Below are 14,509 nucleotides of genomic sequence, written 5' to 3' on the forward strand. Positions count from 1 at the left end.
ACGCCCCGTGCAGCTGCCCCCCCTCGTCCAGACCTTCGTGCTCCATTTCGGCGAGATGGGCTCCCGGTGGGGCATCAACCGGACGGTCGGGCAGATCTACGCCGTGCTGTTCGTGGCGGAGCGGCCGCTCAACGCCGACGACATCGTCGAGCGGCTCGGCGTGTCCCGTTCCAACGTCAGCATGGGCCTGAAGGAGCTGCAGGCCTGGAACCTCGTGCGCCTTCAGCACAGGCCCGGGGACCGGCGGGACTACTTCGCCACCCCCGAGGATGTCTGGCAGATCGTCCGCACCCTGGTCGAGGAGCGCAAGAAGCGCGAGATCGATCCGACCCTGACCATGCTGCGCGAGCTGCTGATGCAGGAGGTCGGGACCGAGGCCGAGCGACACGCTCAGGCGCGCCTCGGCGAGATGCATGACCTCTTCGAGCTGTTCACCGGCTGGTACGACGACATGCGCCGTCTTGAGACCGACCGTCTCATCCAGCTCCTCACCCTCGGCGCGAAGGTCCAGAAGGTGCTGGAGGTGAAGGATCGGCTGACCCGCTTCGGCGGCCGGGGCGACAAGCGGGCGTGAGGCTTCCGGCCGGCCGTGTCGGCGGCGCGCCGCCGATCAGAGCCGGGCCAGCCCGTCCCGGTAGACCGCCACGAGGCACACGCCGACATGCTCGATATGGGCGCGCAGGGCCTCCGCCGCTGCCTCGCTCTCCCGCGCCTCGCACAGGGCCAGGATCTGCGCGTGTTCCTCCTGGGCGCGGGTGACATCGCCGCTGGCTTGAAGTTGCAGGCGTGTCGGGCGATCGCAATCCTGCAGCAGGCCCGACACGATCGTCAGGGCGCGTGGCCGATCCGCGTGGCGCAGCAGGTCGAAGTGGAAGCGCCGGTTCAGCTCGCCCCAGCGCATGACCTCGCCGCCGTTCAGCGCCTCGCCATAGGCCTTCAGCACGTTACGCAGGTCCTGAAAGTCCTTGTCCGTGAGGTGAGGGATCGAGAGCGGCAGGAGCTGGGGCTCGAGCTGGACGCGCAGCCGGAAGATATCCTCCACCTCGTCCACGGAGAGGCCCGACACCACCGCACCGCGATGCGGCGCGATCTTGACGAGATTGACGGCCTCCAGCTGCAGGAGCGCTTCCCGGATCGGGATCCGGCTGATTCCGAACTCCTCGGCCAGCGCATCCTGGCGCAGCTGGTCGCCCGGGCGCAGTTCCCCGTTCAGGATCCGCTCTCGCAGCGAATCGGCCACCGCCGCCGAAACCGTCTTATGCCGAAGCCGTTCAGGCACGCGACGCTCCGGAACCGCAGTGACCATCGGGACCTCGATCGGACGGTATACACTCATACATAGCACCTCTATCCGACAAAGTCCCGGCGCGGGCTTGGACTATAGTCCTTGCATACGTGAGGTTGCTACGCAAGTAGAAGGTTAACCTGATGGTGAGACTCCTGAGAGTCTGACAGTCTTGTGTCGCGTGAAGCATGGTATCGGATGAACGAAGCCGGAACATGCGCTTCGATGCAGGAGGTGTTCCAAGTGTTCATAAGCGGCCTGATGCCCCGGGGTCGGACGTTGTGTCTGGTATTGTCGTCTCAACGCAGGGTAGACTATCGCCGCACAACGCGCCCTAAAGTGCATTAGGTTCAACTACAGGCTGAGGATCGCGCGGCGTCACCCGTTTTCGGATCAGCCCAGGGGGCATGGGCGAGGCGCTGCGCCAGATGGCTCATGAGGACCGTGACGCGTGCCGGCCGGGGATCGCCGGGGGGCGTCACCAGATGCAAGGCGATCGGGGGCGGTGACCAGCCGGGCAGGACGCGCTCCAGGCGACCCGCCTCCAGATCGTCCCAGATCATGAAATCGGGCTGGAGCGCGAGGCCGAGGCCGGCCCTGAGCGCCGGGGCCAGAGCATCGGCGTTGTTGACCCGCAGCGGCCCGCCGGGCGTGACGACGGCTTCCACGCCGGTCGCGTCCGAGAACCGCCACCGGTCGGGCGTCGGCAGGTAGGCGTAGCCCAGGCAGGCATGGCGGGCGAGGTCGTCCGGATGATGCGGGCGGCCGTGGCGGTCGAGATAGTCCGGGGTCGCCACCAGGGACCGGCGGATCGTGCAGAGCCGGCGGGCGCGCAGCGACGAATCCGGCAGGGCCGCGATGCGCAGGCCGATATCGAACCCGCCGCCCACCAGATCGACCACCGCGTCCGACAGGTGCAGGTCCACCGACACCGCCGGGTACGCCCGGAGGAAATCCGGCAGCAGCGGCGCGATGTGCATCACCCCGAAGGTCATCGGGGCGGCGAGCCGCACCAAGCCGCGCGGCTCCGCGGCGCCCGCCATGGCCAGCGCCTCGGCCGCCTCGCCCTCCGCCAGGATGCGCCCGGCGCTCGCCTTGGCGGCCTGACCCGCCTCGGTGAGGGCGAGCTTGCGCGACGTGCGGTTGAACAGCCGGGCGCCGATCCGGATCTCGAGCCGGCCGACGGCCTTCGAGACCGTGCCCTTCGACAGACCGAGATCCGCGGCCGCCCGGCCGAAGGACCCGGTCTCCATCACCTTGGCGAACACCGCCCAGGCCTCGAAATCCGGCAGTCGCATGGGTCAATCCTGGAAACGATGGGTTTCCAGAGTTTCTATTTTCGCCACCAACGGCAAGGGGCACATTGCGGTCATCGCGAAACGCACCGCGCCCGGCGCGGCAGCCCCAGGAGACAGCGCCATGATCCAGACCGGCCTCCACCACGTCACGGCCTTCTCCGGGCCGGCCCTGCGCAACCTCGACTTCCACACCCGCGTGCTCGGGCTGCGGCTGGTGAAGAAGACCGTCAATTTCGACGATCCGGGCACCTACCACCTCTATTACGGCGATGCCGCCGGGCGCCCCGGCACGATCCTGACCTTCTTCCCCGTCGAGCGGGCCGCGCCGGGCCGTGTCGGGGTTGGCGAGACGCAGGAGACCGCCTTCCGCATCCCGCGCGCCTCCATCGGCTGGTGGACCCACCGCCTGATCGAGAAGGGCGTCGCCCACGAGCCGCTGGTCCAGGTGTTCGGCGAGCCGACCCTGCGCTTCCGCGACCCGGACGGGATGATGCTGGCTCTGGTCGGTGTCGCGGATGCCGAGGGCGAAGCCTGGGCCTCCGGCGAGGTGCCGGCCGAGCACGCCATCCGCGGCCTGCACGGGGTCACGCTGCTCCTCGACCGGGCGGAGCCCACGGCCGCGATCCTCACGGAGGTGCTGGGCCTGAGCGAGGCCGGCCGTGAGGGGAACCTGATCCGCTTCGCGGGCAGCGCGGCGATCGGCGGAGTCGTCACCCTGCGGGCTGTGGGCGGCTTCCTGCCCGGCCGGCCCGGCGCCGGCTCGGTCCACCACATCGCGTTCCGGGCGGCGGACGACGCCGCGCAGGCCGCGATGGGCGAAGCGCTGACCGCCCGGGGCCTCGACGTCACCGAGCAGCGCGACCGGCAGTACTTCCGCTCGATCTACTTCCGCGAGCCCGGCGGCGTGCTGTTCGAGATCGCCACGGACGCGCCCGGCTTCGCGGTCGACGAGCCGATCGAGGCCCTCGGGTCCGATCTGAAGCTGCCCGCCGGGCTGGAGCCGCACCGGGCCGAGATCGAGGCCGTGCTGCCCAAGGTCGCCTGACCATGCGGTCCCGCCCCGTCTTCTGTGGGGCGGGACCACCCCCGAATCGCCAGGAGGTCACCATGACCAACGACACCCTCGGTTTCATCCACCGGTTCGAGCCGGGCCCGGATGCCGCCCATCCGCTGCTTCTCCTGCACGGGACCGGCGGCGACGAGACCGATCTCCTGCCGCTCGGCCGGATGCTCGCCCCCGAGGCCGCCCTTCTCGCCCCGCGCGGAGCCGTCCTGGAGAACGGCATGCCGCGCTTCTTCCGCCGGCTGGCGGAGGGCGTGTTCGACGAGGCCGACCTGCGCCGCCGCACAGGCGACCTCGCCGGCTTCGTGGCGGCGGCCCGGGCGCGGTACGGGATCGGCGCGCCGCTGGCGCTCGGCTTCTCCAACGGCGCCAACATCGCGGCCGCGCTGCTGATGCTGCGGCCGGAGAGTCTGGCGGGCGCCGTGCTGATCCGCCCGATGGTGCCCTTCGCCGAGCCCCCGGCGGCCGATCTCGCGGGACAACCGGTCCTGATCCTCTCCGGCGCCATGGACCCGATCGTGCCGGTGGAGAACGCCCGCCGGCTCGCGGCGCAGCTCACCGCCGCCGGCGCGCAGGTCGAACACCGGATCCTGCCGGCCGGCCACGGCCTGTCGCAGGCCGAACTCGGCCTCGCGGCGGACTGGCTGCGCGATGTCGCGCTGCCGCGCGCGGCCTGAACCGCACGCCTCCTCACCCCCACGGAACGGACGACACCCATGGCCTCCTCGATTGCCCCCACGCCGACCACCGCCGGAGCATCCCTGGCGGCGCTGCTGCCGGTGACCGGCCGGGTCCTGATGAGCGCGCTCTTCCTCGTCAGCGGGGCCGGCAAGCTCGCCGCGCCCGGCGCGACCCTCGCCACGATCCAGGCCGCCGGCCTGCCGCTGCCCCCGCTCTCCTACGGGACGGCGACGCTGGTGGAGATCGGCGGCGGCCTGCTGCTGATCGCCGGCTATCGCACCCGGCTCGTCGCCCTGGTGCTGGCCGTGTTCGCGGTCGCCACCGCGGTGACCTTCCACGCGGCTCTCGGGGACCAGAACCAGATGTTCCACTTCCTGAAGAATCTCGCCGTCGCCGGCGGGCTGCTGCAGGTGGCGGCCTTCGGCGCCGGCCCGCTGAGCCTCGATGCCCGGCAGGGTCGAGCCTGACGGTGTATGGGGCTGCGGCCTTTCCCGCGCCGATCAGGATCCGTAAGGCTGCGCCGGGAGGCGCATCCGCGCCGACCCTCCATGCGGGACCCTCCATGCCGGCCACCGACGCTACGCTCGCCCTCGGGATCATCGGCGCGGGCATCATGGGCGAGCGCCTGCTCGGCGCGATCCACGGGGCGAAGGACTCCCCCGTCCGGGTCGCGGCGATCTGGGATCCGTCCCCGGAGGCCCTGGCCCGCATCGGCGCGGCCTTCCCAGGCGTGCCGCGCGTCGCCGACGCCGCCGCGGTCGTGGCGGCGAGCACCTGCCTTTACGTCGCCTCGCCGCCGGCCTCGCATCTCGGCTACGCGCGGGCGGCCCTGGCGGCGGGCCGGAGCGTCTTCTGCGAGAAGCCGCTCGCCATCGATCTGGCCGAGGCCCGCGCCTTCGTGGCCGAGGCCGGAGCCGCCGGCGCGGTGAACTTCCCCTTCGCCTCGTCCCCCGGCGTGGCGGCGTTGCAGCGCTGGATCGCCGAGGGCGCGGTCGGGACGCCGCAGCGCCTCGCCATCGCGGTGGAATTCGCCCGCTGGCCGCGCCCCTGGCAGGCCGACGCGGCGCGCTGGCTCGACGCCCGGGCGGAGGGCGGCTTCACCCGCGAGGTGGTCTCGCACTTCCTGTTCCTGGCCCGCCGCCTGCTCGGCCCCCTGGCGGGGATCGGCGGCCGTGTCGACTTTCCGGAACCCGGCCGCTCCGAGCGTGGGATCACCGTGACGCTCACGGCCGGCGGCATCCCGGTGACGCTGACCGGCCGGGTCGGCGTCACCGACAAGGACGACCACAACACGTGGACGCTGGAGGGCGATGCGGGCGCCGTCCGCCTGCGCGACTGGGCGATCGCCGAGCGCCGCGGGGCCGACGGCCGCTTCGAGCCGGCACCCGACGCGATCCCCAACGAGAAACTGCGCCCGATCACCCTGCGGCGCCAGCTCGACGGCGTCGTCCGCATGGCGCGGGGCGAGCCGCACCACCTCGCCACCCTCGCGGAGGCCCTGGCCGTGCAGGAGGCCGTCGAGGCGATCCTGGCCCTGTGAGGCGGCCTCAGACCTCCAGCAGGTCGATCAGGAACGGGATCAGCGGCGCGTCGGCGGGGGGCATCGCGAGGTCGCGCAGGGCCTTAGGCCGGACCCATTTCAGCGCCTGTCCCTCCAGCGGCTGCGGCGTGCCGGTCCAGCGGCGGCAGACGTAGAGCGGCATCAGGAGGTGGAACTCCGGATAGGCGTGGCTGGCGAAGGTCAGGGGCGCCAGGCACGGCTCCTCGACCCGGATGCCGAGCTCCTCCGCCAGTTCACGGATCAGCGTCTCCTCGGGCCGCTCGCCCGGCTCGACCTTGCCGCCGGGGAATTCCCACAGGCCGGCGAGCTGCTTGCCCGCCGGGCGCTCGCTCACCAGCACGCGGCCGTCGACATCGACCAGGGCCACGGCAACGACCAGCAGGAGGCGCGGGCCGGCAGTCCCGGGCCCGCTCACGGTGCCACCGCGAAGGTGGCGGCGACCTCGGAGGACATCTGGATCGTGCCGGCCTCGATCGGGACGCGCCGGCCCTTCGCCGCCATCGGCGCCGCGAGGGCGCGGTTCGCGAGCGGGTAGGGCGCGCCGCCCGCGGGCCCGAGCGTGCAGAGCGGGCCGAGCTTGACGCCGAGGGCGTCGGCGAGCGCCGCGGCGCGGCCGCGGGCGTCCCGGGCGGCGGCCACCTGAAGGGCGGCGTCGAGCCTGTCGGGATCCCGCAGGCCGAAGCTGACCCCGTCGATCCGGTTGGCGCCGGCATCGAGGGCTTGGCGCAGGAGGTCGCCGAGTCGGTCCATGTCGGCGAGGCGGATGCTGACGAGGTTGCTCGCCCGGTAGCCGTCCGGCTCCTCGGTGAGGCCGCCCCCCGGCCGGGCCACCGACCGCGTGGCGGCCTGGAGCGACACGGCGGCGGTGCCGATATCGGCCACCGGCACGCCGAGGGCGCGGGCCTGCGCCGAGACGCCCGCCACCGCCTTCGAGGCGGCGTCGAGCGCCGCTGCCGCATTGGGCGCGCGCGCCTCGATGCCCACCGTCACCTCGGCGAAATCCGGCGCCCGCGTCTCGGCCGCGCGGCCGACCACGCTGATCTGGCGGGCGCAGGCCGCATCGTCGGCCCGCACCCCGCAGGCCTGCGCCAGGATCAGGGCGGCGCCGACGAGAACCGCCCTCACGAGCGGTAATCCCCGTTGATCTCGATATAGGCCTTGGTCAGATCGCAGGTCCAAACCCGGGCTTGGCCATCGCCGAGCCCGAGATCCACCCGGATCTCGATCTCCGGCGCGCGCATCACCGCGCTCGCCGCCGCCTCGCTGTAATCCGGATCCCGGGCGCCCTGGACGGCCACGCGAACGTCGCCGAACCAGATCGCCAGCCGGTCCCGGTCGGCGGGCTCGCCGGCCTTGCCGACCGCCATGACGACCCGGCCCCAATTGGCGTCCTCGCCCGCCACCGCGGTCTTCACCAGCGGCGAGTTGGCGATCGACATGGCGATGCGGTGCGCCGACGCATCGCCCTCGGCCCCCGTGACCCGGACGGTGACGAACTTGCGCGCGCCCTCGCCATCCTTGGCGACGAGCTGCGCCAGCTCGACGAGCAGGCTGTCCAGGGCTTCCCGGAAGCCCGCGAGTCGCGGATCGGCCGGGTCCGACAGAGCCGCGGTGCCGGCCTTGCCGGTCGCGAACAGCATCAGCGTGTCGGAGGTGGAGGTGTCGCCGTCCACCGTCACGCAGTTGAAGCTGGTCTTCGTGCTCGCCGACAGCAGGTCCTGGAGCACTGCCTGGGGCAGGGCGGCGTCGGTGAACACGAAGGACAGCATCGTGGCCATATCGGGCGCGATCATGCCGGCGCCCTTGGCGATACCGTTGATCGTCACCGTCACGCCATCGATCGTGGCCGTGCGGGTCGCGAGCTTCGGGAAGGTGTCGGTTGTCATGATGGCGCGGGCCGCCTCGGCCCAGGCGGCGGAGCCGTCGGTGGCACGGGCCGCGCAATCGGCGAGTACGCCGTCGAACCGCTCGGCCGGCAGCGGCTCGCCGATCACGCCGGTCGAGGCGACGTAGACCTCGCGGGGGCCGCAGCCGGCCGCCTGCGCGGCGATCTCGACCGTGCGGGCCACCGCCTCCCGGCCGAGCCGGCCCGTGAAGGCGTTGGCGTTGCCCGAATTGACCACCAGCGCCCGGGCCGAGCCCTCGGCCAGGGCCTCGCGGCACCAATCCACCGGCGCCGAGGGGCATTTCGAGCGGGTGAACACGCCGGCCGCCTGCGTCCCGGCCTCCAGCGCGACATAGAGCACGTCGGTCCGGCCGCTGTAGCGGATCCCGGCCTGGGCGGTGGCGATTCGCACCCCCGGCAGGGGCGGCAACTCCGGCATCGCGGCGGGCGCCAGCGGGGAGACGGGCGGGGATTTCGCGGACGACATCGGCTCGGGCTCCGGCAGCGCGCGGTTCGGTCCCGCGGGCGGCCCGGTGTTGAGCGCAGGACCCCGGCGGCGTCAACCGTATGCCCGTCCTATGATCAGGACGTCGGGCTGCCGCTTGCTTGTGCTGCCGCGGCGCGGAATGCGGCGCCTTCGCGGCGCCAGGCTTGCGTCCGGGTTACAACCCGGCATAGCATGCTGCATTGCAAAGCCAGCGCGAAGTCGAGTGCGGAATGCCCACGGCCGACATCGGGACTGCCTCCAGCACGGGAACCGCCTCCGGCACGATGCCCCAGGGCGGATGCTATCGGATTCAGGTTCTGGTGGTCGGCCGCCACAAGCGCTGGCGCGACGAGGTGGCCGCGCAGGTGCGCCTGCTGGGCTATCAGGTCACCGCCTGCGACCGCGGGATCGACGCCATGACGGTCCTGGCGCTCGGTCTGCCGGTCGACGTGTTGGTGGTGGATTCCGGCCTGCAGGGCGGCCTGTGCTGCGCACAGCTCGCGGTCGAGGCGCGGACCCTGCGTCCGGGGCTGCGCATCGTGCTCGCCGGCGATGCGCTCGACGATCCGGAGCCGGAAGCACCGGTCCAGATCCCCGATGCGCTGCGCGTGCGGCACGACCAGCTCCAGAGCGGGATGGTCGCGACCCTGATGCGCGAGGCTCTGGCCGATCGCGCCGCCTGACCTGAACAGCGTTCACCCCTGACCGTCCGTTGCCCGGCCGTTCCGCAGCCTGAAGCTGTGCCGGATGGGCTGTGGCTGCTCGCGGAACGTCGGGTCCGCGCAAGGCTTGATTCGTATCCGCTCGATCAGTGGTCCCATGTGAAGCGGGCCCGGTGAGGATTGGTCGATCAATTCGGGTTCAGGATCCGGCGCCGTTACCCCGGCGGCATCCCGGCCAAAAATCCACTGATCCCGCGGTCATGCGCGTCCCGCCTGAAGCGCCGATGAAGCGTGATGTCTGCCTCTTTCAAGTTGCGCGATGCCAGGATCGCATTTGGGATGTGACTGATCGATCAGCATAGGATCGCGACATCATAGGGACGGCCAAATTCTGTTATTGATATCCGAATTATATTCGCTGGTTGAATGATAATTCTACCCGCATATACCAGACATGGCTGAAGACAACTTCAGGATTTCGTCGGTCGCTGTCATGAAAGCGTCGCGGGTAATTCGCTTGCTGGAGGAGATTGGTCTTGCAAAGATCTTCTCACCTAGAAAGTTGGCTCCCGTGAAGATCGGAATACGTATTCGCCTGTATGCGGGGTTCGCGATGCTCGTCGCGATTGCCGCCATCATTGGTGCCTTTGCGATCTACCAGCAAGATGACCTGAACCGGGAATACGGGAGGCTGATCTTCATCCAGGAGAGCGCGCAGGAGATCATCGCCATGGATGGCCGCGCCGCCCAGCTCTCGGCCAAGGCCGAACACTACCGCGTGGCGCCGGACGTCGCGCAGATCGCCGCCATGCAGGACTTGCGGCGCTCGCTTGAGGAGATCGCCCGGAACCGCACGGCCAAGGCCCTGACCGAAGAAGGGAGAAACCGCTATCGCGCCATCGTGGACAGCGCGACGGCGATGAAGGCCGATCTCGACCATCTCGCGGAGGCCGGCACCCGGCTCGAAGCCGCGAGGCTCCGCCTCATCAAGGCGGGCAATAGCCTTGCGCAGCAGATCGAGGGTCTGATCGCGGAGATTGAACAGGGTGGTCATACGGGGGCGAAGCTGCAGGCCAGCCGCGTCGAGAACGCCATCCTGGCCTCACGCCTCGCGGCCGCCCGCTCCGTGATCAGTCAAGATCTGCGCTTCCAGGAGGACTTCCGCGGGAAGATCGAGCAGGCCCGCGTGGCCCTTCAGGCCCTCGAAGGCTTTGGTGTGACGGGCATCGCCGGGCGGATCACGGAACTCGCCGATACGCTGGCCGGCTACAAGGCGGATCTTGCCACTTTCCATGGGGCGTCGAACGCTTCGAAGGCGACGTTCGAGGCCGGCATCAAGCCGCGAACGGATGCCATCGCGGAGAACTGCGCCAAGCTTCGTGAGCGGATCCTGGTGGCGGCGGCGGACATCAACGCATCGACCGCCGAGCTGGCCCTGCGCGCTTGGCGCATCGAGGTCGGTCTCGGAGCCCTCGCCCTGATCATCGGCGTCGCCCTGGCCTCCATCATCGCGCGCAGCATCATCCGGCCCCTCAACGGCATGCTGGACGCCATGACCCGCTTGAGCGGCGGCGACACGGATGTCGTGGTGCCCTTCCAGGCTGCCGGAGGCGAGTTGGGCGCCATGGCGAAGGCCGTCGAGGTGTTCCGGAAGAACGCCGTCATCCGGGCCGAGCTGGAAGCCGCGCAGGCCGCCGCGCAGGCGGCCAGCCTGCGCCGGGCCGAGCGTCGCGAACAGCTCGTCGAGATCTTCGATCAGAAGATCGCCGCCTCCCTGGAGATCGTCACCCTGGCCACCGGCGAGCTCGATGCGACGGCCCGCTCCATGACGCGGATCGCCGACGACACCAGCAACCAGGCGGTCGCCTCCAGCACGGCCGCCGACCTGGCGTCCATGAATGTCGAGACGGTTGCGGCGGCGGCCGAGGAGATGGTGTCCTCGCTGCAGGAGATCGAGCGGCAGGTGCTGCGGGCCAGCGAAGCGGCCGGCCTCGCCGCCGATGAGGCGGAGGCGAGCAACGCCGCCATGGCGAGCCTGCGCGTGGCTTCCGAGCAGATCGGCGATGCCGTGACGACGATCTCCGGCATCGCGGCTCAGACCAACCTGCTCGCGCTCAACGCGACGATCGAGGCGGCACGGGCCGGCGAGGCGGGGCGGGGCTTCGCCGTGGTGGCGGCCGAGGTGAAGGAGCTGGCCGGCCAGACCGCGAGGGCGACCGATCAGATCGGGGGGCTGATCACCGCGATCCAGACGGCCACCGCCCAGGCCGCGGAGGCCATGGCGCAGATTTCGCGCACGATCGCGAGCGTGAACGACATCAGCGGCGCGATCGCGTCGACGGTGGTGGAGCAGACGGCGGCGACCAGCGAAATCTCGCGCAACGCCAGCGAAGCCGCCCAGGGAACGCAGCACGTGTCGACCAACGTGGGGCGGGTGCTGACGGCCGCGGGCGAGACCGGCAATGCCGCCGCGCAGGTGCTGAACGCGGCGGCCGAACTGGCCAAGCAGTCGCTGGCCGTCCAGGGAGAGGTCGACAGCTTCCTGCGCGACATCCAGGCGGTGTGAAGGCGGCGCGGCCGAGCGAGGTCAGGCCTTGCCCTGACGACCCACCGAAGGGCTCGCCCTTTGAAAACCCGGAATCACGGGTCGTACGCTCAGATCGCGGCGGCGGGATCCGTCTCGTCGCCGTCCCGGCCGCGCCGCGCGCGCGGTCGGCGGTCGAGGACCGAGCGTCCCAGCGCGCGCAGCGGTGCCGTGAACCGCCGGACGTCCTCGGCCCGCTCCATGATCCGCTCGCCGTTGCGGATCTCCTTGTCGAGCCGGGCCATCGTCCGGGCGAGGGCCGGATCGTCGTCCTCAAGCCACGTCTGGGTCACCCGGGCGAAGGCAATCACCACGCCCTGGAGCTTCAGCTGGCCGAGCGGCCCCTCGGTGTCGATCCCCGCCGCCGCCAGCATGTAGCGGTGCGAGTTCAGCATGACGCCGTTCAGCGCCAGCATCGACAGGGGCTCGCCGCGCAACGCGTAGGCGATGCGGCGGAGCGCCGGCTTGTAGGGCTCCATCGCGTCGAGGCGGCGCATCAGCACGTCGAACAGGCGCTCGCGGGTCGGCTCTTCCTCCAGTCCCGCGAGATCGCCTTCGAGCACCTTGCGGTCGATGATCCGGGTGAGGCCGCCGAGAATCGCGCCCTTCGACGGGAACATGTCGCGCAGCTCGGCCAGCGTCAGCCCCGCTTCCTGGGCGATGTCGCCGATCTCGATGTCGTTCCAAGGTTGCTCGGCGGCGAGCCGCATCAGGGCCTCGACGGCGGCCTCCCGGGGCGACGCCTTCGGCGCGCCGTCGATCGATGCGGCGCTCGCTTGGCTTGCCGTCACGGTCTCGGGGGCAACGCTCTCCTGCGCGATGCTCTCGCGTGCGCTGCCGGCCTTGGCCGGGCTCGCGGGCTTGCGGGGGCGCTTTGCGGGGCCTTTGCTTTCAGTCATGGGTCGTCGCCCGCTCCTGTCGGTCGTCTCACCTGATGTAGGCAGTCCGCCGCGGGAGGGCAGGGGCTTCGCGCGGCCATGCCGCACGGGTCCGGCCGAATGTCAGCCGGCGAGTTCCCCCGCCCGCCGCCGGGCCGCCGCCACCGCGTCCCGCATCAGCGCGCCGAGCCCGTCCGGGCGCATCAGCACGTCGAGGGCGGCCGCCGTGGTGCCGCCGGGGGAGGTCACGTTGCGGCGCAGCTCCGCCGCCTCCGCGGGAGTCGCATCGAGGAGCGCACCGGCCCCCGAGACCGTCGCCCGGGCGAGGCGACGCGCCACCTCCGGATCGAGCCCGGCCGCGATGCCGGCCTCGGCCAGCGCCTCCGCCAGCAGGAAGACATAGGCCGGCCCGGAGCCCGAGACCGCCGTGACCGCATCGATCTGTGCCTCGTCGCTCAGCCACGCGACCGTGCCGTTCGCCGCCAGCAGGGCGTCCGCGGAAGCGCGCTGCCCGGGCGTGACCTCGGGATTCGCGTAGGCGCCCGTAGCGCCCCGGCCGATGCTGGCCGGCAGGTTCGGCATCGCCCGCACAACGGCCCGCGCCCGGGGAAGCCGCCCGCGCAGATCCGTCACCGTCTTGCCCGCCAGGATCGAGACGACGAGCGTGTCGCGGCCGATCAGCCGGTCGAGGCCGGGGGCCGCCGCCTCGAGGCCCTGCGGCTTGATGCCCAGGACCAGTACGGCCCCGGGCTCGGGATTCGGGGGATTGAGGGCGAGGCCCTGCTCCGCGCAGAGATCGACGATGTCGCGGCTCGGCACAGGATCGATGAGGGTCGTGCGCCGCGGGTCGAGGCCCGCCGCGAGCCAGCCCGCCAGCATCGCGCCGCCCATCTTGCCGGCCCCGGCCAGGACCAGCGATGCGGGCATCGATGCCGCGTTCGACTCCGGGGTGGTCACGCCTCGCCTTCGGTCTCGAACAGCACGGCGTCCAGCGACTCGCGGGCGCTCTTGCCGGCCCAGAGCACGAACTGGAACGCCTGATAGTAGCGCTCGCAGGCATCCACCGCGGTCTTCATCATGGTGGCGCATTGGGGATGCGTCGGAACCGCGCCGCCGGTCAGCAGGTGCGCATGGCGGAACATCACCACGCTGTCGCTGGACCACAGATCGAAATGCCCGACCCAGAGCTGCTCGTTGATCAGCGCGATGAGGCGCATCACCTCGGTCCGCTGCCGCTCGGGCACCTTGAGATCGAACGCGCAGGCGACGTGCAGCGCCTCCACGTCCTCGATCCAGGTGAAGGCCACGTTGTAGTCGGTCCAGCGACCGGGGCTCGTCACCGACATCTCGTCGGTCTCCGCCCGGTCGAAGATCCAGTCGCGCAGGGACGCCAGACGTTCGACGACGTCGAGCGGATGCTCGTTTCGATCCGGATCGTGGAAGTCGACGTTGAGCAGCGGCATGACGATCCAAAAGGACGGCCCGGACACAGATCCGGTCCACCGTGAGCGATGATGCGAAACCGGAGTGCCGAGAACACCCCGAGACCTTGAACAGCCGGCCGATTTGCGCCGGGGGTGATGCGATCGACTGTCGAAGCTCCGCGGACATCGCCCCGCAGCCCCCGAATCACCCTATGCCCGACTATAAACCGGCCATGACTCGCGACACAAAGTGCAGGTCATAATCGGTGAACAGGAAACCGGATCGTCGCTGCGGCTTCCTGTGTAAAAGCCCCGGGCGTTGCCCCGAAGACTCAGACCACTTCGCTCAGGCCCGCAGCGCCCGCCGCGGCCGGGCCGGATTTCGCCTCAAGGGCCGCGACCCGGGCTGCCAGGGCCTCGTTCTGCGCCTGCAGGCTGGTCACGAGGTCGCGCAGGACGTCGAGCTCTTCGCGGGAGGCGATGTCGAGGTCACGGATGACGCGCTCGAGCTGGGCTCGAGCGACGGTTTCGGCCTCGCGGCGCACGCCCTGCGCGGCGCCGGCCGCGTCGGTCATCAGGCGGGCGAGGTCGTCGAACAGGCGATTGGAGGGGGGCATTCAAGACTCCCGGATCGGCCGGCTGCCGCGACGGCCGCCTGACGGCGCGATTCGAGGTGACGAGATAGGAATCTTCGAGGGGGC

General features: G+C 70.9%; 16 protein-coding genes. 7 read left to right on the plus strand and 9 right to left on the minus strand.

All coding sequences use genetic code 11. The annotated features are described in order from the left end of the window. The first annotated feature begins 7 nt into the window (after positions 1-7). Positions 8-574, plus strand: coding sequence for a GbsR/MarR family transcriptional regulator (locus AAHG09_RS19945; RefSeq protein ID WP_342109230.1), 567 nt, complete (start codon positions 8-10; stop codon positions 572-574). Positions 575-610: 36 nt separating this feature from the next. Here the strand turns inward: AAHG09_RS19945 and AAHG09_RS19950 are convergent, their stop codons facing one another. Both AAHG09_RS19950 and AAHG09_RS19955 read right to left on the minus strand, forming a co-directional pair. Then, positions 611-1,306: a GntR family transcriptional regulator gene (locus AAHG09_RS19950; RefSeq protein WP_342109231.1), complete on the minus strand. Its 696-nt coding sequence runs from the start codon at positions 1,304-1,306 to the stop codon at positions 611-613. A gap of 329 nt (positions 1,307-1,635) precedes the next feature. Next, positions 1,636-2,583, minus strand: coding sequence for a LysR family transcriptional regulator (locus tag AAHG09_RS19955; RefSeq protein ID WP_342109232.1), 948 nt, complete (start codon positions 2,581-2,583; stop codon positions 1,636-1,638). A gap of 121 nt (positions 2,584-2,704) precedes the next feature. On the opposite strand from AAHG09_RS19955, the gene AAHG09_RS19960 reads away from it, so the two are divergent. From AAHG09_RS19960 to AAHG09_RS19975, 4 genes are all read left to right on the plus strand, one after another. Continuing rightward, positions 2,705-3,628, plus strand: a complete 924-nt coding sequence (locus tag AAHG09_RS19960) for a ring-cleaving dioxygenase (RefSeq protein WP_342109233.1) — start codon at positions 2,705-2,707, stop codon at positions 3,626-3,628. A gap of 62 nt (positions 3,629-3,690) precedes the next feature. Then, on the plus strand, positions 3,691-4,323 hold the full coding sequence (locus AAHG09_RS19965) for an alpha/beta hydrolase (protein WP_342109234.1): 633 nt from the start codon (positions 3,691-3,693) through the stop codon (positions 4,321-4,323). A gap of 39 nt (positions 4,324-4,362) precedes the next feature. After that, a complete protein-coding gene (locus tag AAHG09_RS19970) occupies positions 4,363-4,794 on the plus strand; it encodes a DoxX family protein (RefSeq protein WP_342109235.1) in 432 nt (143 codons plus the stop codon). Between the two features lie 95 nt (positions 4,795-4,889). Further along, on the plus strand, positions 4,890-5,867 hold the full coding sequence (locus AAHG09_RS19975) for a Gfo/Idh/MocA family protein (RefSeq protein ID WP_342109236.1): 978 nt from the start codon (positions 4,890-4,892) through the stop codon (positions 5,865-5,867). A gap of 7 nt (positions 5,868-5,874) precedes the next feature. On the opposite strand, the gene AAHG09_RS19980 is transcribed toward AAHG09_RS19975, so the two are convergent. The 3 genes from AAHG09_RS19980 to argJ are packed head-to-tail and all read right to left on the minus strand — an operon-like array spanning position 5,875 to position 8,260. Further along, entirely contained in the window at positions 5,875-6,303 is a 429-nt protein-coding gene (locus AAHG09_RS19980; RefSeq protein WP_342109237.1) for a (deoxy)nucleoside triphosphate pyrophosphohydrolase, read from the minus strand. Further along, entirely contained in the window at positions 6,300-7,013 is a 714-nt protein-coding gene (locus tag AAHG09_RS19985; RefSeq protein ID WP_342109238.1) for an SIMPL domain-containing protein, read from the minus strand. The genes AAHG09_RS19980 and AAHG09_RS19985 overlap by 4 nt, the downstream gene beginning before the upstream one ends. After that, a complete protein-coding gene (argJ, locus tag AAHG09_RS19990) occupies positions 7,010-8,260 on the minus strand; it encodes a bifunctional glutamate N-acetyltransferase/amino-acid acetyltransferase ArgJ (protein ID WP_342109239.1) in 1,251 nt (416 codons plus the stop codon). Before argJ ends, AAHG09_RS19985 begins: the two co-directional genes overlap by 4 nt. Positions 8,261-8,490: 230 nt before the next feature. Between argJ and AAHG09_RS19995 the strand changes: the two genes are divergently transcribed. Further along, complete coding sequence (locus tag AAHG09_RS19995) at positions 8,491-8,943, plus strand: response regulator (RefSeq protein ID WP_342109240.1); 453 nt, start codon at positions 8,491-8,493, stop codon at positions 8,941-8,943. A 592-nt stretch (positions 8,944-9,535) separates the two neighbouring features. Beyond that, entirely contained in the window at positions 9,536-11,488 is a 1,953-nt protein-coding gene (locus AAHG09_RS20000; protein WP_342109241.1) for a methyl-accepting chemotaxis protein, read from the plus strand. Between the two features lie 89 nt (positions 11,489-11,577). On the opposite strand, the gene AAHG09_RS20005 is transcribed toward AAHG09_RS20000, so the two are convergent. From AAHG09_RS20005 to AAHG09_RS20020, 4 genes are all read right to left on the minus strand, one after another. Next, entirely contained in the window at positions 11,578-12,405 is an 828-nt protein-coding gene (locus AAHG09_RS20005) for a TetR/AcrR family transcriptional regulator (protein ID WP_342109242.1), read from the minus strand. Between the two features lie 102 nt (positions 12,406-12,507). Then, the gene (gene proC, locus AAHG09_RS20010; protein ID WP_342109243.1) at positions 12,508-13,311 is read right to left on the minus strand and encodes a pyrroline-5-carboxylate reductase; all 804 of its coding nucleotides are present in this window, start codon (positions 13,309-13,311) and stop codon (positions 12,508-12,510) included. Between the two features lie 26 nt (positions 13,312-13,337). Further along, positions 13,338-13,847 carry a type III secretion system chaperone family protein gene (locus tag AAHG09_RS20015; RefSeq protein WP_342109244.1) on the minus strand — a complete coding sequence of 170 codons (510 nt, stop codon included), beginning with the start codon at positions 13,845-13,847 and terminating at the stop codon, positions 13,338-13,340. 293 nt (positions 13,848-14,140) lie between these two features. Next, positions 14,141-14,425: an accessory factor UbiK family protein gene (locus tag AAHG09_RS20020; protein WP_342109245.1), complete on the minus strand. Its 285-nt coding sequence runs from the start codon at positions 14,423-14,425 to the stop codon at positions 14,141-14,143. Positions 14,426-14,509 lie beyond the last annotated feature (84 nt).

Origin of the sequence: Methylobacterium guangdongense (assembly GCF_038442355.1) — a bacterium.
GTDB lineage: Bacteria > Pseudomonadota > Alphaproteobacteria > Rhizobiales > Beijerinckiaceae > Methylobacterium > Methylobacterium guangdongense.

Coding starts and splice junctions, on each gene's coding strand:
- AAHG09_RS19950 (WP_342109231.1), bottom strand. CDS start 1,306: ATGGTCACTGCGGTTCCGGAGCGTCGCGTGCCTGAACGGCTTCGGCAT.
- AAHG09_RS19955 (WP_342109232.1), bottom strand. CDS start 2,583: ATGCGACTGCCGGATTTCGAGGCCTGGGCGGTGTTCGCCAAGGTGATG.
- AAHG09_RS19960 (WP_342109233.1), top strand. CDS start 2,705: ATGATCCAGACCGGCCTCCACCACGTCACGGCCTTCTCCGGGCCGGCC.
- AAHG09_RS19965 (WP_342109234.1), top strand. CDS start 3,691: ATGACCAACGACACCCTCGGTTTCATCCACCGGTTCGAGCCGGGCCCG.
- AAHG09_RS19970 (WP_342109235.1), top strand. CDS start 4,363: ATGGCCTCCTCGATTGCCCCCACGCCGACCACCGCCGGAGCATCCCTG.
- AAHG09_RS19975 (WP_342109236.1), top strand. CDS start 4,890: ATGCCGGCCACCGACGCTACGCTCGCCCTCGGGATCATCGGCGCGGGC.
- argJ (WP_342109239.1), bottom strand. CDS start 8,260: ATGTCGTCCGCGAAATCCCCGCCCGTCTCCCCGCTGGCGCCCGCCGCG.
- AAHG09_RS19995 (WP_342109240.1), top strand. CDS start 8,491: ATGCCCACGGCCGACATCGGGACTGCCTCCAGCACGGGAACCGCCTCC.
- AAHG09_RS20000 (WP_342109241.1), top strand. CDS start 9,536: ATGCTCGTCGCGATTGCCGCCATCATTGGTGCCTTTGCGATCTACCAG.
- AAHG09_RS20005 (WP_342109242.1), bottom strand. CDS start 12,405: ATGACTGAAAGCAAAGGCCCCGCAAAGCGCCCCCGCAAGCCCGCGAGC.
- proC (WP_342109243.1), bottom strand. CDS start 13,311: ATGCCCGCATCGCTGGTCCTGGCCGGGGCCGGCAAGATGGGCGGCGCG.
- AAHG09_RS20015 (WP_342109244.1), bottom strand. CDS start 13,847: ATGCCGCTGCTCAACGTCGACTTCCACGATCCGGATCGAAACGAGCAT.
- AAHG09_RS20020 (WP_342109245.1), bottom strand. CDS start 14,425: ATGCCCCCCTCCAATCGCCTGTTCGACGACCTCGCCCGCCTGATGACC.